The sequence below is a fragment of the Chryseobacterium sp. OSA05B genome (genome assembly GCF_019970065.1).
Lineage (GTDB): Bacteria > Bacteroidota > Bacteroidia > Flavobacteriales > Weeksellaceae > Chryseobacterium.
In genome coordinates this window covers 246485-269983 of record NZ_JAHXYH010000002.1, presented here as the reverse complement: position 1 = coordinate 269983, position 23499 = coordinate 246485, and the positions used below count along the sequence as shown (strand labels likewise).

Below are 23499 nucleotides of genomic sequence, written 5' to 3'. Positions count from 1 at the left end.
TATCAGTATATGAAACTTTTTTTTGGCGAAATCAATAACGGAAAAGCAATCATTAATGACGAAGAACAACAACACATTGTGAAAGTTCTTCGTATGAAGGATGGTGAAGATATTCACGTAACAGACGGTAAGGGAAATGTTGCTTCCGGAAAATTAGTGATCGAAGGGAAAAAAGCCAATATCGAGGTTTCTGAAATTAAAACAGATACTCAGGATTTCAATCCTAAACTTCATATCGCTATTGCTCCCACGAAAAATATTGACCGAATTGAGTTTTTTGTTGAAAAAGCTGTAGAAATGGGTATTTCTGAGATTACCATTTTACAAACTGAAAAAACAGAGCGTAAAAATATCAGTATAGACAAACTTAGAAAACAAGCTATTGCGGCCTCAAAACAAAGTCTGCGATTTCATTTTCCTGTTATTAATGATTTAATTAAACTTCCTGATTTTCTGAAAAATATTAATCCAGAAAAGACTTTCGTGGCACACTGCAATGAAAATTTAGAAAGGATGGAGTTAAAAAATATTCCGCATTTAGATAATATTACGTTTTTAATTGGTCCTGAAGGAGATTTTTCTGAAAGGGAGATCCAGTTTCTATCCGACAGTAACGTAAAAGCTGTTTCACTTGGAAACCAAAGGCTGAGAACTGAAACTGCGGGAGTGTTTGTGGCGGCGTGGAATTATTTTAAGATGATGAGATGATAGGGATTAAGGATTAGGAAATAAGGAGAAAACACATTATTCTATAATGATTCTTCCATTCTTCCGGTACATACGGATTAACTCTCCTTCCTCTTCAATATAGGCGCTCATCATCAAAAGTTTTCCATTTTTCCATTGATAGGTTTTGCTGTAAGTATTAGCCGGGCCAATATGATAATCTGAAGTAATTTCTCTTTTCCCGGCATCAATCTTAATATTCTGAATCGTATCCATGGGTTTGTAATAATCGTATTTTTTTGTTTTTTGATTATAAAGCCAAAAGCTTGATGAATAAGCATAATTCCCGGCCCAGTTAATGAGTTCTACATCATTAAACCCGTCAAAATTCGCATCTTTATCAACATTAAAAACCACTTCCCTTTCGTTCAGAACAGATACCGTGTCAAAAATAATTTTCTGATGAAGTTTGTTTCTGTAAAATATGTTGATGCATTTAAAATTGATTGCTCCGTTAGAGCTTTCGAGCCCTTTAAGTTTATACACATATCCATTTTCTTTCAGAGATTGGGAAAAAGGAATTGATACAGTATCTTCTTCCTGCTGGGTATGTATTTCTATGTTTTGTACCACACTGTCTTTACCCTGAATACGATTTTTTTCAGTTGCTTCCTTTTTCCCACAACTGCTTAAAATGATTAAGATAAAGACCGCTATTCTGTTCATAGGGTAAGGTTATGGTCTCTCAAATATTTTTCAAAGATCTGCTTTCCGCTTCGCATAGAATTCACGGCCCAACGGATCTTCATTTTCATCTTTTTTTCTTCGCTGAGTTTATAATCGATGCCTGATTTAATCAGTTTCTGTTTCAGTTCGTACATACAGATTCCTGCGGCTACGGAAACATTGTAGCTTCTCGTTAAGCCGTACATCGGAATGGCCAAGGTTTCGTCTGCAAAATCTATCACTTCTTCCGATACCCCTTCCATCTCGGTTCCAAATACGAGCGCAATAGGTTCTGTAATCTGATAATCAGGGAGCATCACTGCATTTTTTTCAAGGGAAACCGCCAGAATTTTATAGCCTCTATCTTTGATATGCTGCAGGGAAGCTATATTCTTAGCCATTTTCTCTACTTCCACCCAGGTTTCGGCACCTTTGGTTACGGTAAGGTTGGGATCAAAAACATTCTCCTCTTCCATGGCCACCACCTTGTGAAACGCGCAGGCTTCCACAGATCTTATGATAGCCGCCGCATTTCTGAACTGGTAGACATCATCCATCACAGGAAGTACAAAATCGGAACTTTCCTGAGAGAAATGTTCTATTTTTGAGAGTCTTTCCTCTGTTAAAAACTGTGTTAAGTATTCAAAAGTTTGCGCTAAATCTTCCATTCATTTTCAAATCTTTGCAAATTAACGTAATTTTGAGCTATGAACCTGAACGAGGCTCAATTTCTTACTAAAAAGTAATTCATGAAAAGAAAAGTCCTGCTCATCTATACCGGAGGAACCATCGGTATGGAAAAAGATTATGAAACCGGAAGCCTCCGCGCATTTGATTTTGGAAATATTTTTGAAAAAATGCCTGAGATGAAATTAATGGAATGCGAGGTGTTTGTCCATCCTTTCGCAAAACCGCTGGACTCTTCGGATATGGGACCTGAGGAATGGAAGGCCATCGCGAACTATATTCTCAAGAATTACGAGCTGTATGACGGCTTTCTGGTCCTTCACGGAACTGACACTATGTCTTATACGGCTTCTGCTTTAAGTTTTATGCTGAAAGGTCTTAGAAAACCTGTTATTATGACGGGTTCGCAGCTTCCGATAGGAGATCTGAGAACAGATGCCAAGGAAAATCTTCTGACCAGTCTTTATTATGCCAGTCTTTATGAAAACGATGAAGCAGTCATTCAGGAAGTAGCCGTTTATTTCGAGTACAAATTATTAAGAGGAAATAGAACGCTGAAATATTCTGCGGAGTATTTTGATGCCTATTCAAGCCCGAATTATCCAATTTTAGGACAGTCAGGTGTTCATTTAAATATTGTTAAGGACAATCTTTATCGTTGTGATCCTGAAGTTGAATTTCATGTAGACGAACATATTTCTGAAGATATTTTATTCTGGCGTATTTTTCCGGGGATGCATCTGAGTTATTTCAAAGAAATCCCAAAAATGAAAGTTTTAATCCTTCAGGTTTTCGGTTCGGGAACCATTTTCAGCAGTGAAAAAACGCAGGAAACGCTTGAGGAAATCAGAAGCAACGGAACTGAGATCGTGGTGGTAAGTCAGTGTATTTCAGGAGGTATTTCTTTCGGGAAGTATGAAAACAGCAATATATTTTCAAGAATCGGAGCGATCAGCGGAAGGGATATGACGGCTGAAAGTGCCATCACCAAAGCGATGCACCTTATAGACAACCCGAATTACTCAGGAACCTTTGCCGACAACTTCACCAGAAGTCTTTGTGGAGAAATTACTGACTAATTTTGAATAATAATTTGCAGATTCCAGAAATTACTCTATTTTTGCAATCTCAAATAGAGAGGTGTCCGAGTGGTTGAAGGAGCTACCCTGGAAAGGTAGTATACGGGTAACTGTATCGAGGGTTCGAATCCCTTCCTCTCTGCAAGCATTAATTGAAACCCGTTGAAAACCAACGGGTTTCTTTGTTTTCTATAGATTTATTCCCCACCATTTCCCCACTGCAAAGTTATAACGTTTTATATTAATTTGCTTAAAAATGAGCTAAAAAGTTTTTAATTGATTAAAATACTATAATTATTTCTTTGCTTAACCACTCTCATAAATTAATAGCAATGCGGGTTCTTACAGAAATCAGCAAGACGGCTACGAAAATATTGTATCTTTTTCGGACTATAGAAAAGTTTTTTGGGGAATTATTTTCCAGAATGAAAATTTATGAACCCCTACCTCCCTTAAAAAAATCGACTTTCCTTTTGAACAAAGAGGGGGTGGTTTTATACACAGACCTTAACCTCTCCATTTTTTCTAAAAATTTTTAAAGTAGTTAGCTGCTGAATAATCTCGAACGGTCTACGAACGTACCTCACTTTTTTCGCTTTTAACTAAATTCTGGTATATTCATACCACTTTAACAGAGATAAGGTCTAAAATAAAATACCGTATAACGTTAAAAATTCAAATGAAAATCTTGCTCAATCGACAATTTACCAAGCAAAATATAAAACTTTGCAAACAGCTTACCAGAAAAGGGTTAAAGTTGTTTACGTGGTCTTAATTATGTGTGAATATCGATACTTTTCTATAAGACAATGAGGTATAGAGAATATGTACCATTATCTCGCTCTGAGAGTAAAAATAATTTGTATATTTAATATTAACGTAATGCGTATATTTAGGAGTTACCAGAAATTGAAAGAAAATGATTGAAAAAAATCAGGATGAAATATTTGTTGAAAATGTTTTCACAAATTTAATGGAAATCTATTTTAATCCAGAAATTGAAAGAAGAAAAGAAAATAAAACATTAGATGAAAATTTTGAACTATATGCTGCACAAGCTTTAATATTTCCAGATGAAAGACAAAATATCATTAGACTTAATGATGAAGTTAGTGCTAAAGTGAAAATAAAAGAAGGAGTTGACAAATCCGTAAAAGATTTTTTTCCAAATTCTGAAGATGTTGAATCAATTGATATTAATGAAGAAGAATATTTAGACTGTGGACACATCATAATAATTCGTTTTACAGATTGTTACCAATTAAAATTTGATTTTATATATAATAAAAAGTCTTGTAAAAAATTACTTGATAATTCAATACAATTTCTAAAAACAGCCGATTATGCATTAAATAATGATTTTTATAATGCATATATAGATAATGCTTTCAGCGCATTTGAGTTGATGGTAAAAGCTAATCTTCTATTTGAAGCTAACAAAAATATCGGTGTGAAGTCAAATCATAAAGCAATTAATCAATCGTTTAATTTAAGATATAAAAATTCTAGCCATGAAGATGAATTAGAATTAAGACGGGTCTTCAACAAATTATCTAATGAACGTAGAAATGCGAGATATTTGGATGATGAAGTAAACTTAAATAGAGATGAGTTAATTTGTAGTTTAGAAAGAATAAACAATTTTTATTTGAACCTTATAAATAGAATAAATAAATTTGAATAAATAGATAAAATATCGTTCTTTATTTAATTTAGACAATAGGAACAGATTTTACCTTTGCTCAATCTTGATCTAACTAAGGATTCAATCCAGACCCAATTCACCAATGCTTTTCCGGTACAGGCAATTACTTCCAGCATCTTTTTAAAAAATGAAAAAATTTCAACTTGATAATCAGTCTTTAACTGTCAATGCTTTTTATAATGAAATAGAAATTTCCCAAAATGGAAATTTTATTCAAAAAATTAGAGGAATTTCTATTGAGCCTATTCAGGCAAGAATAGAGCCTCTTAAAATTAAATTCAATTTAACAACTAAAGGACAAAATAGAATTTCTGTAGAAAAGGACTTATTTAATGGAGTATATTATACAAATGTATTAGACTATTCTTTGGGTGAAATTTCATATTTTGCAAATTTTATAACTGAAATTTGGGCAGAAAAAGTGTGGAATTTATTAATTGAACATAAGGAAAATCAATTAATAATTACGCTACAAGATGAAACGATAAAAGAACTTTTAATACAAAAAAACCCATCAATATTTAAAAGTAATGAAGATATTGATGAATTCTGTAAGAAGTATAATCTTAGAATTGAAAATTTTGTTGATGCAGGAAAATTTGAAAATTTAGAAATTGAATTAGAAGGAATATCGGCAAGATTATCATCAGAAATCATTTTTTTTAGAAAAAAGATTTTTACCGAGCTTTTAATACAAAAACTAAATTCTAAAATATATGAATACGAGGATGTAAATAACTATTCACTATCATTAAAGAAAAAAGAAATTTTTCTAAATTGGAAGCAAAAGCAGATTGATGAAATTGCCATTGTTCAAAAATATATACAATCTCCTTTCACATTTGATAACTTAGAACAATTTTCTTCTTTTCAGTCTTTGAATGATTTTTCAGCTAAAAATTACTCTCAACAAGATTTAATTTCTGAAACACTTTATTGGTTAAATAATTTTTCAAAAGCTAAAAAAAGATTTGAAATTGCATTAAATCATTATAGCAAAAATGAAGATTTAAGAGATGGTGTTGATAATTTAAGATTAACATTAGAATTATTACTAAAAGATATATTTTGTAATAGTAAAAGTCTTGAAAACCAATTAACCGAAATTGGTAAATATCAAAAAGATTTGGGAATAAGTAAAGAAATTAGAAATACGTTTCAGAAAACACTTGAATACTATAATACATATCAAAATGAACATGTTAAGCACGACGATAGTATTTCTAATAGGCATGAAGCAGAATTTATTTTTGGTTTAACTATGTTGTTTATCAGAATGCTAATAAAACCAAATCCAAAATTCAGTTCATTGTGACTGCCTATGATATTGTATTGGCAAAATGCAAAGCGAAACAACTTCGATACATTCTCCTAACATTTACATATTCCAGCCCCTCAAATTATTTTTTGACACTGATATACCAGAAAAAAAAGATAAGGGCTAGAATCTTTGAACGCTGGGGTAAAAAAGCTTTTATTGTCGTGTAGAAGACCGTATAAAATGTTCTTTAGATACAAATCTTATTTTAAAATTAATTTTGAATACATCATTTTGATTGATATTGATTCTAAAGTCATATTAAACAGCTTGCCAGTAATGGTTTAAAGGTATTTATAAAGTTCTTTATTTTGTATAATAGGAATATCAAAGATTGAATATATGCATCATCATGACTCTCTGAGAGCTGGTGGAAATTATTATCTCAACTCCAAAACTTTATCCATTGATTTGTTAACAATATCCATTAACTGTGAAGTTATCTCTGTAAAATTTATCTTGCTTTCTAAATCCAAGAAAAATTCTTTATCAGTAGAAAATGGCTTGGTCTTAGATAATTTTATTAATGCTTTAGAAGTATAATTTTTAACCTTATCAAACTGTTTTTCGAAACTCCCTAAATGCTTTGCAAAAGTATCTCCGTTTTCCATAGTCATTGCATTTTGCATAAAGCTTAAATCTGCACCGTTCTTTGCTCCTTTTGGGCATTTGAAAGCTATACTAACTAAATTCTAATATCTCGATGCTTGCGTGTAAAGTTCTTTACTCATTATTAATTTATTTTGTTAATAACATTGTTACTATTGCGACAACAATCCCTCCAATTATAGTACCTACAAGACCAGCAACAAGTGCATTGTTACTGTACTTATTCCAAACTTGCATAGTGTATTTAGGGTTTAATCTCTTTTTCTCTTCCTCAATAAATTCGTATGCTCCCTTAAGTTTTGCTAAAGCAAAATTTTCTCCTTCACTAAATTCGAAAGAATCACCGTTTATTGAGTCTCTTAAAATATTCCTCGTTAAAACTCTAAATTCCACTAACTTATTTGCCATTAAATCTTCATCAGTTTGATTAGATTTTATTTTTAGAGCATATCTTCCCTCCCTACTTACTACTTGGAGTATTAAGTTGATTACTCTTTTTTCATCTAAAACTCCCATTGAGCGAATTCTTATTACTGCCATAAGTATAATATTACATAAAAAGCCGTCAATATAACAGCTTTATTTATTTACCTAAATGTTTTTTAACAGCACTTGTAGATGTACCTACTGCGATTACTGCTTTTTTTAATTGATCTTTAATTACCCAAAACTTTATTGACCAATATTCCAGTTCCCAAATGTAACCTTTTAACAAGAATAAATAAACCAAACCTAATCTACTGTCAGTTTGACATTTAAACCACAAATACAAAATAATAGATTCTCCTGACATATCCAGATTTTAGCCTCTATCTTTTACTTATAATACTGATATACCAAAAAAGAAAGAAACAGGCTAAAATCAGAATAGGGTATACTAAAAATCATTAATTTTTACTCCTGACCAGATATACTATTAATATCCCAGAATTGTTTAGTCATTTTCTGTTTACTAAATTCTATCTACTTAGTAAAACTTAGTTTGATATATATTACAAGTATTTAACTTTACTAAGATGCTAAAAAAATATTAAAGACCGCTCATAAAAAAACCGCTGAAAAGCGGTTTATATCATTATTGTTTTGTAAAAATCAAATCCTTTGTTTCAGGAAGATAAATTGTAGTATCTTGATTACCCGGGCAACTTTGAGATGTTGTTGTAATATCATCTGGTCGATATTCCCAAGAGATTTGAGTTGCATTAATCTTTTTTAAATAAATATCTCCCCAACCGACATGGCAATTTGTGCCAGTATAAATAAACTGTAAAGCATTTTTTGCTGGTCTCATTTTGAAACTGTAAAATTCAATATTTGATGCATTATTTTGAGTGTCTTGTAAAATAACTCCCGAAGAATTTTTAACAATGTACTTTACAATTAAAGCGTCTATATAATAGGTTTTCTGAGCGCTTTGTTCTAACTTATTTTCCTGTTTAGTTATAAATAAAGTAATTTCTTTTCCATCGAAATTAGCTTTGTAAGTGCCTGTAAATGGAATTAATTCATTATTTGTATCTTTTATATATGCACCATTAGGAATACTAGCAAATGGTGTGTTTAGAGGAAGATTTTGAGCAGAACATGATAGTGTGCTAGCCATTAAACCTATCATTAAAAATTTCAAATATATTGTTTTCATTTTTTTATTATTATAAAATTAACATTAAGGACAAGGTGTTGCTGTAATAATCCCAGTACTACTTTTACTTAAGTTATATACTGTTCCGTTAGGTTCAACGCGTTGAAGAACAACCTTGTTATCTAATCCTATATTTGTCAAAGTATCAAAAAATAATTTTTCTAATCCTTTTTCATTTAGATTTCCCAGACTATCACTGAAAATAGTTCCGCTTATATATGGATCACTTAAGTCTGAAGCTGTCTTTCGATAATCTTTTATAAACTGTGTCATTTGCGCAGGCGAATATACAAAATTCCCAAGTTCTGATCCTGTTCCCGAAAAACGTATCACATAATGCACATATTTTACACCATCAGGAAGACAAGTACTACAAGGTTCTGCTGCTATCATCCCAAAGTAAGCATTTCCAACTCCATCATTTACACTTTGTGCTGCTGCAAACCCAAATAATGTATCGACAATATCTGGTGGAGACACCATGTGAATACCTGTTCCTGTATGGTTATGATAGCCACCATATCCATCTGTTACATTATTAATCTGTACTTGATGAGCTGCGTTTACATCCGCAGGAACAACAGTTCCATCTTTCTTTTCCTTAAAACCAATTTCACCTGCTTTTGGGTCGGTCATTGCTTTTTTTGCCTGCTTCTTAATATCTTCAATATTTGCACTAACTCTTGGTAACATTGATTTTGTTTTCTCACAAGGATCATCAGGGGTATTATTTCCTACATTAGGTTGTGTAGGAACGCCACCACCGCAAAGCCCTGGACTGCCTACAGGATCAGTTGGGTTTTCAAATGCTTCTGCTTCACATCCTCCTGATCCAGGAGTACTTCCTCCTTCACCTGTACCCGTACCTGTTCCATCGCTTCCACCACCACCATTACTGCACTTCCAATAGGCAATAGTATAAGCAGATGGTGCTATTTCAGCTGTACATTCTCCCCATGCAAAAACATTGAATTGGTTATGTATTCCCTCACTGCATTCATTCCAAAAAGTTTCTACTTCATACACACAACCTGCAACTTTGGAAGAAATTATTGAAGCATCCAAATCTCTTATGGTCGTTTTCCCCTTTGTATTAACAGGAATACCATTAAGAAGATTTTGTTTTTCAGCAAGTGTAAAATCGTAGGTAAAGATTAATTTTTTATAACTCCCGTCAGGAAGTGGAGACAAAACTAAGTTCTCTAAAGGTTCGTTTTCGGAAGTGTTTTCTTTTACAATCCTAAAGGTGTATGTATGGTAGTTAGACCCGTTTTCTATATAGATCACATGATCTGTATCAACAGAAACCCCGTTTCCTAAATCCCCGTTTTTGCCAAGTTTGCCTTGAACTTTCTGCAATTCTCCGTCAAGCATTACCTTATGCTTAGTTTCTTCTAAAGAAATAGTTTTTGAGGTAAGCCGAAATTTACTGCTGTTGCTAAGGGTTTCTTTTTCAGGAAAATAATCATTCCTACAGGAATACAGCGAAATACTGAGTGCTATTAATAGAAATAGCCAAAGAATACTTTTTTTTCTCATTGATTGTTTTTTTTAAGTTGTTAAATATAAGTTATTATCATTATAGGGGGAAATAAATTATCAAATTGCTTTTAACTTCCCTTAAATCACTTCTGTAAATTTAAGCATGAGAAGCGACAGAACCTGTCGTATTATATTTTGGTGTTATTAATGAGGTGGAAATTAATTAAAAATCCTATTATAACAGTCTCCTGACATATCCAGATTTTAGCCCCTCAAATTTATTTTTGATACTGATATACCAAAAATGAAAGAACGGGCTAAAATTCTGATACGTCAAGGTAAAAATCAATTAATTTTTATCTCCTATCCAACTCCTATTCATTCCAGTGGAATTATTTACCCAAGTCCCAGTTGCTGAAGTACCTTCCATTTACCCTGATGCAGAAATACTGACTGAGCAGTGTTGTCATCATTACTGCCTTAACAAGATAAGATGATGGAACTGGAAATAATTGTTAATGTTGTAATTATATTTTTTTTCTGATAGTTGTTTTATTGATTGTTAAAATTATTACAATGAGCCACTAAATAAATACGGTTAACCGTACTTATATATTTACCCTTAATTTTTTTGACGATCTTTTCAAATTGATAGGGGGAAACCAGAATTTGATAAAAGAGAGGAAATTATCACTTCTTTCTATTTTTAACTTTACTTACAATAGTTTTTGCCCATTTATTAAAATTTACCAGTACATTAAATAAGAGAAGTACATCAATTATTATTATCACAAATCTGACAAACCAACCTTTTAAGGTTAATATTTCTAAATCAAGAGCCAAACTCTCTTTATAGAAAAATGGTAAGTAGAAAAAAATGAAGAGTAATGTTCCAGCAATACCCGCTACAACTAATAGAATCGGTATAGCTACAAATACATAACTGATTTTGTACTTTTGGAAAACCTGAAATAAACCTAAACAACTTAAAACTAATCCAAATATCAGATTAACGCTATTATTTTGGCAATAACCTATCCACATTAATGATGCTCCACCGACAACGAAAGGAATAAAGAATACTAAGAACATAAATAGGCGTGCAATTATTTCGTTTTTATTGATTTTCATGGTATTTGTTTTTATTGATTGTTAAAAATTATGTACAGTACAATAATTGGTCAGATATACCTATATGTGTGCTCCCTGATTTTTCGATTCTCTTTTCAAGTTAATAGGAGGCCAAAGTTTCATAAAAAAAGAAAATTGAGGGCACGGTTAAAAGCTTAATATTTTTTCAAATTCCACAAAAACAGGATAATCATTATAAGAAAAGGAAATTGTAATAGCTTTTCCCTGTTTTAAAGATTTCATAATAGTAGTTCTGTTTGCCTTGAGTAGTAAAACCCTCAAATCATCTTCTGATAGTCTTTGTTCATTATTAAAGTTTCCTAATAAAATGATGGTATTTCCCTTAAAATCTGAGATTATTTCAGTCGTGAAATCCTGTTTATAATCCGTGTTGGTTTGAAAAACTAGTGATTTGATATTAAACCCTTCTTTTGTGGAGTGTATAACTTTCCCACAAACATAAGAGATAATGAAGATTATAATAAAATAATACCATTTGAGGTTAAATGTAAATAGGTGTGCCGAAACATAAAGCATTAAGCCGATAAGTAGTAACAGGGTAATTGAGTGTTTATTCATGATGTTATTTGATTCATTAAAACCCCTAACAATGAATTTAGTGTAACAAAAAAGCGTTGAGGTTTCAAGCCTTGTTGCAGAGAGGTTCGGCAAAACCCAGATACAAACAAGTACATCCCAACGCCCATAATGGACGAGGCATTTTTACTTGTTGTTTTGTATCTTGAAATTTTGCCGATTTCCCTGCAAACAACAGCTTAACGCTTCGTGATTTATTTAATAGTTATAATTATTTTTCTTTCCTATTTTTATATTTTTAACTTTTCACAAAATTAAACATTCCAAGTTTTATGAGCAACTCAAAGTTTAACTCTATGATGAGAGATTATTTTTCGTCTCTTGATACTGATGTAAAAAGATTTATCCATTCAAAATTTATTGGTGCTGGAATGGATTATTTTAATTTCTTGGATACATTCTTACACAGCTATGGGATTATTTCTTTCAATGTCGTAACCAATATTGATAACAACAAATACAGTTCTTACATCAAATTTTCTAATGAGAATATATTTGATGAAACGGGGAAAATCACTCTCGCAACCAATGTAAGTTCTAATACTGCCGAAGAGAGATTAGCAAACAAAGTGATTGCTCTTATTCATTTTACTAATTATAATGATTGGGTGAGGTAAAACCTAATTACATTCTCTAAACATACCTTAATTTTTTACCTATTTGAATTCGTCTGGTACTTCCTTATCATAAAATATTTTGAGGGGGGGGGGAATTAGTGGTACGTTCAATCTACCATTCCTTAATCTCTGTTTTAGGAAAACAATCAAAATATTCAATAAAACTTTCATTGAAAACTTGCTCTAGCTTATCCACGTAATCTGACGTAGTGATTAAGCAGTAATGCAGAGTAAACACTGGAGCATTTCTATAGTTTTCTTTATTAAAAATTCGACCTACAACATCCAAAACAAAACAGGCTTCAATCTGAAAAAGAAGATATGAGAGTTTTTCGTGCCCAACCTCATCTTTGAACTTATTAATCCTGTCCAACAATTCAGGAAACTTCATTTTAAAAACCTCTTGTTCTTTCAAATACTGGATTGGTTTAGCAAAGAGCATTGCCAATAATTGTTTTTTGCTAATCTTTCTTTTTTGTTTGTCAGTTCCTACATAGCTATCTTCATTATCTTCTTCATAAAGATCTCTCATCTCTTCAAAAGTAAAGTACTCATCAAATAAAAAAACAAACTCGTCATAAAATGTACCATTCCTGCCTAGTTGTTGTATCAGCTGAACCTCCCTCTGTGAAAGGTTTTCAAAAGATTTATAAAACATTAGTAGGAGGAAAGAACTCTCTCCATTTAATATATTATTATATATATCTTTATTAAATAATTCTTTAATAGAATCTTTATCAAGAATATTCTCTAACAATATCCCCATAAAGAAGATTACAGAATTAGATACATCCATTTCGGATAACTTCTTATCATTATAGGATACAAACCTTCTATAAACTTTAGGTAATTGGGTAAGGTTGGTATAAATTCTTCCTAATGAATTCTTTTTAAAAGTCAGTCTATAAATACCATTATAAAGGTTTGTGATTTGGGTCATCTCTTTTACGTATTTATCATACTGCTTATGACCTTCATGTCTCAACTCACATAATTCAACTGCTTTTGGTAAATCAATTTGTAGCCTGTTTTGATCAAAATATTTTTGGAAGAATTTATAATGACCTCGTTTTAACTCGCTGTCACACTTTGATTCATTCCCTTTGATTGCTTTAATGATTTGCTGATCCTGAATGAATTCTATTTTTAACTTGCTTTTCCTATAATATGCCCCAATCCTATATTCAAAAGAGTTCTTTTCTGGGATATATGGGATTCTCTCAAATATACTCACCAACTTTGTTGTCGTTCTGCTTCTATTCACCATAACGCTATCCCGGCAAAGGTATTCACACAATTTTTTGTGTTTTGGGTATTGGGTTCCTTTTTTTAGTGACTCAATCTTAACATACCTTTCAGAACACCCATAATAAGGTTTTTTATCAAAAACTAGTTCCATCTCTAACTCATGATTCTCAATCATTCGCCCCTGCTTAATCACTATCATATTAATCAAATATCGTAAGTAATCCTCTTCAAAAAGAGAAGGATTGACATTTACTATGCCTTCAATGTCAATCCTTTCTGGTATTAAAACTGCAAACGGTTTCATTTAATTAATAGCCTGCATGGCATCTTGGATATCTGTAAGTTTATAATAAACTCTGTTACCTAGTCCATAAGCTTTGATGTCACCTTGTTTAGTATGGCGGTATAGTGTACTAGTGCTCATACCAAGATAATCTGCTGCCTGCTTTCTGGTTAACGTTTTATCTTGATCAATTAACTTGGAGTTGAACCAATTTGCGAATTTATAAGCTTCTTCGCTTATTACTTCTCTAATTAATTCCTTAATATTATTATGATTTGTAATTATTATATCGTTCATTGTAATCAATTTTAATTTTATAAATATTCTGCTAAGGTTAAAGACTGTTGTTCGTCAATTTTCCCTATATATCTCATCAGCATACTTGGACTTGAATGTCCCGTTGCTACCATTAAAAGAGGTGTCGGAATTCTTCCAAAGTTATTAGATGCAAATGTTCTTCTTCCTATATGAGAACTTACCAACATATATTTGGGGAAATTTCCTTTTATTTTTCTTCTGTTGTTTTTCTTTCTATTCTTAATATGTTCTGTTTCGTCCTTTACTGCCAAAGTTCCATCTACTGGTTCATCTATTCCGACCTGCTCACATACCTTTTTTATATGTTCATTATATCTTGGTTCTGACATTTTCCTAGGAAAGCACCAATTCCTCTTATGAAGAATTTCTACTATTTTTTCGTGCAGAGGGAGCAAAAGTTGTTTATTAGTTTTCTCCTGAGTAAATTCAATAAAGTATTTTTCTTTCTCTTTTACTTCTCTTATATGAATCATTGAAGTATTGAATCTCATAAAGTCTGAAATTCTTTGTCCACTATAACAGGAAATTAATAACCAGTCTTTAGCAGTCTCAAAATGCTCCTCTTGAAAAGTTGTTCGTTCTATTCTTTCTAATTCTTGTTGAGAAAGAAATACAAACATTGTTTTTTCCGTCTTGCATTTAATTCTGTTCAGGCCTGAATAAATTTGATGTCCATTTTGTTGAGCGTGATAAAGTATTGTTTTAATAAATTTAAAATTCCTCTCAAAATAGTTAACTGAATATTTCTCCACTCCTCTACAGTAGTTTTCAAAGTCATTTTTGAAGTCATTATTAATGTCAATTAAAAATAATTTCTTTAATTTCCTATTGATTATATATCTTTCAATAATTGCTTTGATGCTGTTTACTTTTGTTCCATACTCTTTACTGACTGTAGTTCCTTTTGACTTCAAGAAAATATTACAATAATCTGTAAATAAAATATTTTCAGGTGCTGGTTCATTAATCTTTGGATAAATTAAATCTTTAAGCCATTCCGAATTAATGAATTTATCAGTAGATTTATAAGAGTCTTCTATTTTCTTCTTTAGTTCAATCAAACGATAATTCACAATTTTATTTTCATGAATTTTCTGTTTTGTTTCTGCATCCCTCTTAAGAATAGGTTTACCATTCCTGTATTCATCATATTGCTCTAACAAACATTCATTGATAATATCCCAATCACTTAAATCAACAGTTTCCTTTGTAGCCATTGTTAAATCAACGGCTCTTCCTACTCTTACTCTTACATAAATTGTATTCTTATCCTCTTTAGGATTTTTTAAAATGAATTTTACTTTCATACGTTATTTTAATTAAATTATACATCTCCGTTTTTTTGTTCAATAAACAGGTGACATTATTCAATTTTGTATGAAATTCTACAGAAAAGATATCTGCACCCTTTGTTTAGCTTATTAGCTTTGCTTTGAAGCCGAATCATTGAACCACCTTATCAGTAAGGTCTGACAGGTTGGTGTTATTCAAAGAATAAACTCTATAGATCCAAATATTAAAGAACGAATATTAACGTACTTTAACATTTACAAATTCGATGCCAAATTAATTATTATCATTCCCCACATGTTCCCCACATTAATGAAACCTAAGCAGAATGTAATGTATTGATTATAAAGTATAGTATTTATAAATGATCTTATAAACACCTGTAAATAAAATAAATACACTTCATTTCAATTCATTAGATTGCATTAAATGTCACAATACCAGAACCTTCCTCTCTGCAAGAATGTAAAAGTCTTAAACTTAATTGTTTAAGGCTTTTTTTATTGTCCTTTTTTCTTTAAAAACTTTTTACAACTCTTTCTATTCCTAAAACATTCCTAAATCATGTATTTAATTTGTCCTGTTTATCAACAGTATTAAAATCATTTACATCATTATTTAATGGATAAAGGACCTACATTGGCTACGACAAATCATCATTTTACAGTATCGCTTACTGTTCAGCTCCATCTTATTACCGAACAAATACTCAACATACGATTCAACAGATTTTACAGAATGCTCGGAACAGGAAAAATTATTATCGGGATATTTTTAGTAAGCTTATGCGGGTCATTACATGCGCAGATTAGTTCGCCGGGCCTTGGAGATGCGAATACTGCATTCTGGTCAGCTTTTGGAGTACGGCGTCAACTGGATTCACTGGGAAAGAAACAGGCATTAAGTTATATTGCTTTGGGAAGGAAAAGCAGCACTGATGATTATAATTTAGTCTCAAAACAGGCCATCATTGTCCTGAACCATGAGGTGTATCATTCTTTTGCGCCCAATCAACAATATAGTTATGCGGTCAGTTACCGCCGGCAACCCAAATATGAAAGCTCTGCGCCTTATGAAAAGGAATCGACTGAGCAGGAGTTCAGGATTTACGGAAGATATGCTTATACTTTCAAACTGGGAACCAGATGGAAACTCAAGAGTACAGTCCGTCAGGAATTTCGAAAGTTTTTTGATGCCGGTTTCCGTCAGGCTGAAGAGAATTTCCAATTGAGAACAAGGATTAAAAGTCAATTAACCTATAATTTATCTCCCAAAAACAATCAGAAGCTGGCTTTAAGTGCCGAAGGTCTGTTTTCTACAAGCTACCTTAATGAACCGGAACAGAAATGGACACCTTTCGGATACCGGGAAATGCGTATCGGAGCTTATTATATGTTTTCTATTCCCCACTCTTCTTTCTCTGTGGACATTGGATATGTGAATGATCTGATCCGGGGAAGCAGAAGTGTAAGGAAAGGTGGAGTACATTATTTGGCGGTGGATGTAATTTGGAATTTACCCGTCCAGTAATGAGTAATGAGTAATGAGTAATGAGTAATGAGTAATGAGTAATGAGTAATGGGTAATGGGTAAAATTAAACAAAATCCTGGCATTGCTGTCAGGATTTGTTTGGAAGACCGGTCAGGGTATTCCGTTAATATAATTTAGATATGAATGTTGGTGAAAATTTTAATTGCAGATCGTCAGAAACTGATGACTCATCTGCACTTTGAATTTGGCTTCTGATTTTAATTTCGCATAAATGGTATGTTCAAAAGCCTGTACAGACCTCAGCTTTTTATCAATGTATTCCGCGATCTGTGCTATGGAGAAAATAAAGTCTCTGTACACGGCAATATTCACAGTCTGTCCGTAATAAGGAAGGTAAGCCTTTAAAAACGGAACCGCCGCCTGATGTCTGCTGTAATTGACGCAATATCCGGCCCCTTCTCTTGAAGTGATAATGTCCCGATCATTGATATAATTAGGAATTGTTTTGTTATTATCAAGAGAACTGCTATTTTTTAAGAGATGCCTGTTGATCTTGTCCAGAATATGCTGCGCATACTCCATCATCGTAATGGTTTTCCACTCAAATATGTGGTTCATACCTTTGGATACTTTAGGATGTTTTCCATTTTCACAGCTTGTACAAAAAGAGAGCCCGATCTTTTCATGATAAGGAAAAAAACAGTCTTTAATCTCCATAGAAGCATCAGCCATCAGTCTGTCATCCGCAAAACTGTAATACAGATAAGGGCTGTAAAGATCTGCCAGCGTCTTAAGATAATCGATCTCGCTGGCGTTGTGATATTCTTCAAACCATTTTTCAAGATTATCGTAATAATGGCTTTCAAATTCTGTAAATGTTAAGTAAAACGGCAATTCCATAGCTCTGTAATTTTGATAGGACAAAGCTATAGCGGTAATGCGACAAAACTTGACGTGTTATTTTTTTGTTTAGATTTCAGATAACAGACATCAGACCTTAGAATGAGATAAGAAAAATGTCAATGGTGAATTTTGCTTCGCAAGTGAATGGTGAATCGCAGATGCCAGATTTCAGACATGTTTCGGAAACTCTAATACACTAAAACTATCTGACTCTCAAACCCCGCATCACGGAACCCGAAACTATTTGTCGTAGTTGAGCATCATAAACTCAAAATAATGAATCATCTTCATGTAGTTTTCAATGCTGATGTACTCATTGGTGCTGTGGATGCTCTGCTGCTCTGAGCTGTTGATTTTGATGGGCATGAATCTGTAGATATTTTTGCTTACAATCTGGTATTTGTAGGCATCGGTACCGGCCATGGTAAGGTATGGGGTCACAATAGCACCCGGATTAATCTCTCTGACTCCGGCTTCTATTAACTGATATGCCTTTGTATTGGTAGGAGAAACTGCGGAAGCCTCTCTGGTATTGTCGATCTCTTCCACTTCAACATCGAAACCTTCTGTAGCTTTTGCAATATGATCACGGACTTCTTTTGCTGTATCACCTGGAAGAAGTCTGAAATTCACGACAAATTCCACTTCGGGAGAAAGGACGTTGGTTCCGTCGCTTCCTTTCATCATGGTAAGAGCAGTTGTGGTACGTACCAAAGCATTGGTGGTATTATTTTTGGTCAGTTGAGAGAGCAAAAGTGGTTTTAGAAGCCACTGGTTGGCAATAGCAAGCCTGTTCGTAAATGGCATAGCTCCTCCGATATTGTCAAAAAATTCTTTGATCAATGGGGTAATCGTAGGTTTCATCTGATGGTCTTCAAGGCGCTGCATAATGACTGCAGCTTTTCCTATCGCACTTTCCATAGGTGGCATCGAGGAATGTCCACCAAGTCCTTTGACTTTAATTTTTGCTGATAAGAAGCCTTTTTCGGCACAACCTACTACAGCGACATCGGAATCTATTCCTGCCACGTTTCCTTTCTGCATGATCAATCCACCTTCATCGTAGACTGCATCGAACTTCAATCCTTTTTTCTTTAAATAGTCTGCAATCTGTATGGCTCCTTTCTGCCCTCCTACTTCTTCATCGAAACCGAAAGCCAGGTAGATGTCACGTTTAGGAGTTTTTTTACTTTTAACCATCATACTCATTGATTCCATGAGGGAAAAGAGCATTCCTTTCATATCGATGGCTCCTCTTCCGTAGATTCTTCCGTTCGCGACGGTTCCTGAAAAGGGTTCGAAATCCCAGTCTTCCGCTACTTTGGAAACGGGTGGCAATGGCTGATCATCGGGTCTGAAAATATTCTGTTCTTTATTTTTTACATCTGCATCTCCGGGAGGCACTACATCTATGTGCGAAAGGAAAAGAATCGGGTCCAGTGAAGAATCACTTCCTTTAAGACGAAATACCAATGCATGGGTGTTGACCTCATTGTTTTCGGTGTATTGATAAACCAGCGGATAAGATGTTTTCAGATATTCTTTAAACTGATCAAACGGAGCATAATTGAATTCACCCAGACTCCCCGTAGAAACCGTAGGGATTTTGATCCCGCCTGACAGACGCAGTACTGCTGAATCATTTTTAACAGGTTTCCATCCTTCAGAGCTTCCTTCCGCATTCTTTTTAAACGGATACGTATACATCTTAATCAAAAGTATAGCAACTACAATAACAAGAATGCCGAGAACGGCTAAAAGGAACTTTTTCATGGCGGTAAGATTTTGTGTTGTGATGGTCTAACAAATATAGCAAACAAAACGGCTATAACCGCAGTAAAAACCAAGTATTTCCCTTAATCCAGATATAAAATCAATGGAAATTACTACGCCTAATTCCAAAGTTGGGCATTGATATCAAAAAATACATTGTTATTTTCCAGCCTGAACTTCTCAACAGCCTGTTTTGCAGAATTGTTTACCGAAATGAAACGGACTACTCCTTTCTCCTGCTGTCTGTAGCATTCCATAATGTAGTAGCCTTTGTATTCATAGGTGTATAAAAGGCCGCTCTGCATTTCTTTTTCGGGAGTTTTAATGGCGAAATTAGTCTTTATATCAGTCAGGCTTTTTTCGGCATAATAAAATCCCAGCATATTATTGTAGATACTGGATTTGGTATAGGTGAAAAGGATCTGGGATGAAGGCTTTATGGTAAGATTGCTGAGAATGCTACCGATATCTTTATTGGTAAAAAAGATCAGGCTTTTGTCTGCCTTATCAAATATATAGTCACCGTAGAAATTGATATCCAGCGTTCCATCCTGAAAGACTAATTTTCTGGTTATATTTTCGGAGCCCGATACTGATTCTGTGTGGATGGGTTTAATATAATTTGTGCAGGAAAATGTGAGGAAAAGGAGCGTGATGGTGAAGATGTGGGAAATTGTTTTTTTCATGGATTGTTTTTGGATTTAGTTTTTTCTATGTCAAATTAAAGATTCAAATTTCTATTCTTTACTGCATGGTTGACCAAGCAAAAATGAATCTTACCAGATTTTTATGGTTCCTTTCTGTTTTCCAACTCCTTCTATTTCAATTCTAATCGTGTCTCGTAAATAAGGTTGTTTTAAATACCCCCACACTACATCAGAACTGTCTAATTTTTCGATATCCTCCGGAAAAATATTGAGTACAATAGAATCTTTTTTATTTTTCTCATAACTTAAATTATATGGATAATGTGAAAACCTATCTATTCTCGTATCTTCCATAGAGTGATACCCATACCTAAACCCTTTTTCAATATAAGGTTTAAAATCAAATCCGTTCAAATGAGCAGAATCAATGATTTTATAATTCAATTCCTTGACGAAAACTTTTCTTTGTTTTGATTTTTCAATGGTCGAAGTGCCTACTCTATATTTCCACTTCTGATATCCATACCATCCCACCGATGAAGAAAAAACTCCAAAAGCATAGTATAAGAATATGCTTCCCAATATGATCCCAATTAAAACTACAACTCGTTTTTTCATTTTCTTAACTTAAAACTAATGTAAAAATAAAGACTCATTAAAACCAATATTGAAATTATTATTTTAGAATATATTGAAAAGGAAATCTTATGACTACTCCCTAATATCACGAGTAGATAAAATATAGAAAATAAAAAGCAGGCAATGCAAACAAATTTTAAAACGATCAATACTATTCTAGTATTCTTTTTCATCTATTTATTATTACTTACTGGAAAAATGAGAAGTCACTTGTGGAAAAATCATTCTATATGATTGACTGAACTTATTTTAGGTTAAAAGGCATTTGTAGTTTGATAGATATTTATTATCGTCGACAAATATAGCCGTTTAAAAAAAAATGAAAATAATAAAAGAGGCTGTCTCAAAAGTGAGTCAGCCTCTTATTTTTAGTGATGGACAGGAGCGGAAGACTCGTGCCATCTTGGCTTTCATTTTATTATTTTCAAATTTTTATTGTACATATCATAAATTAGTTTAGTATTGTCTTTTTTATAAACGGTAAAATAGGTAACGTCTTTATTCTTTACTATAGAATCTCCTATTTTAATTAAGGAAATTATTTTTAAGTTTTCCAAATAAATTTTATTACCATCTGATGATCTAACAATATTGAAATGAGTTGTAAGATCATATGAGTTTGAAATAACTTGCCCATTACAGGACTGATCAAAATATTTATATTTGGATAAGTTAGGATCAAATATTTTTTTTATAATGATCCCACAAAACATAATTCCGAAGAATAATAAAATAATTTTGTTACTATTTTTTTTAAAAAATCCCATACAGAGGTTTTAGGTCGTTTATAAAAAAGTACTTTTTCCACTCCTTTTATGCTTGCGCTAATTTCTTTTACGTGTCTTCTAATCTTAAAAAATGACCTGAGTGGTAGGATGGAATTCTTCACATTAATCTAAGCTAAAATAATAAAACCACTGCGAAAAACAGTGGTCTATTTTTATTGATTAATACTAGCGGAATTCTAAATAACTAGGGATCTAAATACCGAGTAAATTCAGACTAATTAAAATATAGTAGAAAATTTAGTATTTAAATATTGAAGCTTCCTAATCTCATCGGTTTCCCAGTCTTGCTCTGTGCAATACTTACTCAATAAATTAACATTTCTTAAAATCTCTTCAAAGAGATCTTTTGCACTAATTCTGTAACTCAACAATATATTAGTATGATTTTCAACAAGTTCAATCACACAAACTTCTGAATCAATCTTTCTCACTTTCATAAGGAATGGTCCATCCATAAAGTAAAGTTCTTCGTACTTGGTACATCCACTTAAAATATTATAAGAAGAATTTATCCAATTATTGATAATAATAATAATAAAGTCATTCCATTTTCTTTCCGGAAAAAAAAAACCATCAAAATTAAAATATATATTTCCGGTAATGTTATTCTTATGTTTAAAAATGGAATTTTTATCAATATAGATTATAAATTTATTCATAACTACTCTTTTATTATTGGATATGCCGTTTCAATTGTTTTAGTCTTAGTATTTACCCACATTTCTATATCATTTCCTCTTAACAATACCCTATCTCCCTGTGTTTTAACTTTTTTACTATTCTTATATGCACTTCTAACTAAATTTTCAACTTGTCCTTCTGATAGATTATCTGGAAAAACAGTCTTTATAGAACTAACACGTGAACCTCCTTTCATATGTCCAGAGGCAATATGTTCAATATCTACTGCAATAGTCTTCCAAGCCGGAAGATTAGCTGGTTTAATGGTCTTTAGAGTTTTTAATAAACTTTTTGCAGGACCCTTTCTGCCCATATCGGGCATTTCAAGCAATATCATGTTATCACTATCGCTCGTAGGCATTCTACGTTTGTCTGGTCCTGAATCTAATAAAGAAGCAAAGCTAAATCCATCACCATATCTTGTACTGTAATAAAAATCTATATAGCCCTGATTTACTTCATAATTAGAATTCCCTTCTAAACTAGCTTTATTAGAATCATAATATTTAGCATATGTTTTTGCTTTTGCAAAGTCATACCCATTGACTAAAACAGTTTCATTGACTCCGTCGTTAACATTTACCTCTTCTCCTGTTCTTTTATTCTTATAAATTGTTGCAATAGCTTCAGGTTGTTACGCAATCATACCTGTCGGGTCATTATAAAAAATAGGATTATTATCTGCATAACTATAGGGTTGTAAAGTCGTTTCAGATAGAGGATCGTGTACACCCCATCTTCCCAAATCTGGCATATACATTCTCGCACCATAATCATACATCCCACTCTCCTGAAGCTCCTTTCCATTGTATTTATATTTATACGCATGATTTCCTGATAAAACATTATACCCTTCATGCTTTAACCCAAAAGGATAATAATTACTCTCTTCTATGATCTCTGCTCCCGAGCCATTTTTAAAGTAGCTCAATCTTGTATTTCCAAGATGGTCGGTGTAATTATAGACATATTTTCCGGTTTCAAAATTAAAATAACCTTCTGCGATAGGGAAGAATTTCAATGTGCCGTTTTCATACTGGAAACCGTCTAGATAATCTGTGGTGTCTGTACCAAAGGTCTTTTTATTTAATCTAAGCTAAAATAATAAAACCACTGTAAAAAACAGTGGTCTATTTTTATTGATAGGCACGAGCGAGAACACTCGTGCCAGCAGTGTA

At 32.8% G+C, this 23499-nt stretch carries 25 protein-coding genes, 1 tRNA gene, 1 pseudogene and 1 riboswitch; of the genes and pseudogenes, 7 read left to right on the top strand and 20 right to left on the bottom strand.

Going from position 1 to position 23499, the window contains the following annotated elements:
- Positions 1–9 precede the first annotated feature (9 nt).
- The gene (locus LC419_RS08635) at positions 10–708 is read left to right on the top strand and encodes a 16S rRNA (uracil(1498)-N(3))-methyltransferase (RefSeq protein ID WP_223606960.1); all 699 of its coding nucleotides are present in this window, start codon (positions 10–12) and stop codon (positions 706–708) included.
- 36 nt (positions 709–744) lie between these two features.
- On the opposite strand, the gene LC419_RS08630 is transcribed toward LC419_RS08635, so the two are convergent.
- Positions 745–1392 (bottom strand): hypothetical protein, encoded by a 648-nt coding sequence (locus LC419_RS08630; protein ID WP_223606959.1) that lies wholly within the window; start codon positions 1390–1392, stop codon positions 745–747.
- Entirely contained in the window at positions 1389–2060 is a 672-nt protein-coding gene (locus LC419_RS08625) for an RNA methyltransferase (protein WP_223606958.1), read from the bottom strand. The genes LC419_RS08630 and LC419_RS08625 overlap by 4 nt, the downstream gene beginning before the upstream one ends.
- 81 nt (positions 2061–2141) lie before the next feature.
- On the opposite strand from LC419_RS08625, the gene LC419_RS08620 reads away from it, so the two are divergent.
- The 4 genes from LC419_RS08620 to LC419_RS08605 all read left to right on the top strand — a co-directional run bounded on the left by LC419_RS08620 (position 2142) and on the right by LC419_RS08605 (position 6178).
- Complete coding sequence (locus LC419_RS08620; RefSeq protein ID WP_223606957.1) at positions 2142–3158, top strand: asparaginase; 1017 nt, start codon at positions 2142–2144, stop codon at positions 3156–3158.
- 55 nt (positions 3159–3213) lie between these two features.
- A tRNA-Ser gene (locus LC419_RS08615) sits at positions 3214–3300 on the top strand.
- 777 nt (positions 3301–4077) lie between these two features.
- On the top strand, positions 4078–4842 hold the full coding sequence (locus LC419_RS08610) for a HEPN domain-containing protein (RefSeq protein ID WP_223606956.1): 765 nt from the start codon (positions 4078–4080) through the stop codon (positions 4840–4842).
- A 148-nt stretch (positions 4843–4990) separates the two neighbouring features.
- Entirely contained in the window at positions 4991–6178 is a 1188-nt protein-coding gene (locus LC419_RS08605; protein ID WP_223606955.1) for a hypothetical protein, read from the top strand.
- 383 nt (positions 6179–6561) lie between these two features.
- On the opposite strand, the gene LC419_RS08600 is transcribed toward LC419_RS08605, so the two are convergent.
- The 7 genes from LC419_RS08600 to LC419_RS08570 form a co-directional block, all read right to left on the bottom strand.
- On the bottom strand, positions 6562–6792 hold the full coding sequence (locus tag LC419_RS08600) for a hypothetical protein (RefSeq protein WP_223606954.1): 231 nt from the start codon (positions 6790–6792) through the stop codon (positions 6562–6564).
- A 127-nt stretch (positions 6793–6919) separates the two neighbouring features.
- The gene (locus LC419_RS08595; RefSeq protein WP_223606953.1) at positions 6920–7330 is read right to left on the bottom strand and encodes a hypothetical protein; all 411 of its coding nucleotides are present in this window, start codon (positions 7328–7330) and stop codon (positions 6920–6922) included.
- A 43-nt stretch (positions 7331–7373) separates the two neighbouring features.
- Positions 7374–7583: a DUF3606 domain-containing protein gene (locus LC419_RS08590; RefSeq protein ID WP_223606952.1), complete on the bottom strand. Its 210-nt coding sequence runs from the start codon at positions 7581–7583 to the stop codon at positions 7374–7376.
- A gap of 282 nt (positions 7584–7865) precedes the next feature.
- Positions 7866–8432 (bottom strand): hypothetical protein, encoded by a 567-nt coding sequence (locus LC419_RS08585; protein WP_223606951.1) that lies wholly within the window; start codon positions 8430–8432, stop codon positions 7866–7868.
- A gap of 24 nt (positions 8433–8456) precedes the next feature.
- A complete protein-coding gene (locus tag LC419_RS08580) occupies positions 8457–9971 on the bottom strand; it encodes a hypothetical protein (RefSeq protein ID WP_223606950.1) in 1515 nt (504 codons plus the stop codon).
- Positions 9972–10604: 633 nt separating this feature from the next.
- Positions 10605–11045, bottom strand: a complete 441-nt coding sequence (locus LC419_RS08575) for a hypothetical protein (RefSeq protein WP_223606949.1) — start codon at positions 11043–11045, stop codon at positions 10605–10607.
- A 147-nt stretch (positions 11046–11192) separates the two neighbouring features.
- Positions 11193–11624: a hypothetical protein gene (locus LC419_RS08570; protein ID WP_223606948.1), complete on the bottom strand. Its 432-nt coding sequence runs from the start codon at positions 11622–11624 to the stop codon at positions 11193–11195.
- 314 nt (positions 11625–11938) lie between these two features.
- On the opposite strand from LC419_RS08570, the gene LC419_RS08565 reads away from it, so the two are divergent.
- Complete coding sequence (locus LC419_RS08565) at positions 11939–12259, top strand: hypothetical protein (protein WP_223606947.1); 321 nt, start codon at positions 11939–11941, stop codon at positions 12257–12259.
- A gap of 112 nt (positions 12260–12371) precedes the next feature.
- Here the strand turns inward: LC419_RS08565 and LC419_RS08560 are convergent, their stop codons facing one another.
- Genes LC419_RS08560 through LC419_RS08550 form a run of 3 tightly spaced genes read right to left on the bottom strand, consistent with a single transcriptional unit; the run spans position 12372 to position 15415 of the window.
- A complete protein-coding gene (locus LC419_RS08560) occupies positions 12372–13811 on the bottom strand; it encodes a hypothetical protein (RefSeq protein ID WP_223606946.1) in 1440 nt (479 codons plus the stop codon).
- Positions 13812–14087 carry a helix-turn-helix domain-containing protein gene (locus tag LC419_RS08555; protein ID WP_223606945.1) on the bottom strand — a complete coding sequence of 92 codons (276 nt, stop codon included), beginning with the start codon at positions 14085–14087 and terminating at the stop codon, positions 13812–13814.
- Between the two features lie 17 nt (positions 14088–14104).
- Positions 14105–15415 carry a phage integrase SAM-like domain-containing protein gene (locus LC419_RS08550; protein ID WP_223606944.1) on the bottom strand — a complete coding sequence of 437 codons (1311 nt, stop codon included), beginning with the start codon at positions 15413–15415 and terminating at the stop codon, positions 14105–14107.
- Between the two features lie 104 nt (positions 15416–15519).
- Positions 15520–15624, bottom strand: a riboswitch (SAM-I-IV-variant riboswitch).
- 395 nt (positions 15625–16019) lie between these two features.
- Here LC419_RS08550 and LC419_RS08545 point away from each other — a divergent pair.
- The gene (locus LC419_RS08545) at positions 16020–16928 is read left to right on the top strand and encodes a DUF2490 domain-containing protein (RefSeq protein ID WP_223606943.1); all 909 of its coding nucleotides are present in this window, start codon (positions 16020–16022) and stop codon (positions 16926–16928) included.
- 160 nt (positions 16929–17088) lie between these two features.
- Here LC419_RS08545 and LC419_RS08540 read toward each other — a convergent pair whose 3' ends face one another.
- From LC419_RS08540 to LC419_RS08505, 8 genes and pseudogenes are all read right to left on the bottom strand, one after another.
- Positions 17089–17790 (bottom strand): hypothetical protein, encoded by a 702-nt coding sequence (locus tag LC419_RS08540; RefSeq protein WP_223606942.1) that lies wholly within the window; start codon positions 17788–17790, stop codon positions 17089–17091.
- Between the two features lie 243 nt (positions 17791–18033).
- Positions 18034–19566, bottom strand: a complete 1533-nt coding sequence (locus LC419_RS08535) for a M20/M25/M40 family metallo-hydrolase (protein WP_223606941.1) — start codon at positions 19564–19566, stop codon at positions 18034–18036.
- Positions 19567–19685: 119 nt separating this feature from the next.
- The gene (locus LC419_RS08530; protein WP_223606940.1) at positions 19686–20252 is read right to left on the bottom strand and encodes a hypothetical protein; all 567 of its coding nucleotides are present in this window, start codon (positions 20250–20252) and stop codon (positions 19686–19688) included.
- 90 nt (positions 20253–20342) lie between these two features.
- Positions 20343–20831, bottom strand: a complete 489-nt coding sequence (locus LC419_RS08525) for a hypothetical protein (RefSeq protein ID WP_223606939.1) — start codon at positions 20829–20831, stop codon at positions 20343–20345.
- A gap of 431 nt (positions 20832–21262) precedes the next feature.
- The gene (locus LC419_RS08520; protein WP_223606938.1) at positions 21263–21619 is read right to left on the bottom strand and encodes a hypothetical protein; all 357 of its coding nucleotides are present in this window, start codon (positions 21617–21619) and stop codon (positions 21263–21265) included.
- Positions 21620–21858: 239 nt separating this feature from the next.
- Positions 21859–22299, bottom strand: coding sequence for a hypothetical protein (locus LC419_RS08515; RefSeq protein WP_223606937.1), 441 nt, complete (start codon positions 22297–22299; stop codon positions 21859–21861).
- Between the two features lie 2 nt (positions 22300–22301).
- The gene (locus LC419_RS08510) at positions 22302–22682 is read right to left on the bottom strand and encodes an EndoU domain-containing protein (RefSeq protein WP_223606936.1); all 381 of its coding nucleotides are present in this window, start codon (positions 22680–22682) and stop codon (positions 22302–22304) included.
- Between the two features lie 279 nt (positions 22683–22961).
- Positions 22962–23405: pseudogene (locus LC419_RS08505) on the bottom strand (RHS repeat-associated core domain-containing protein); the annotation flags it as partial.
- Positions 23406–23499 lie beyond the last annotated feature (94 nt).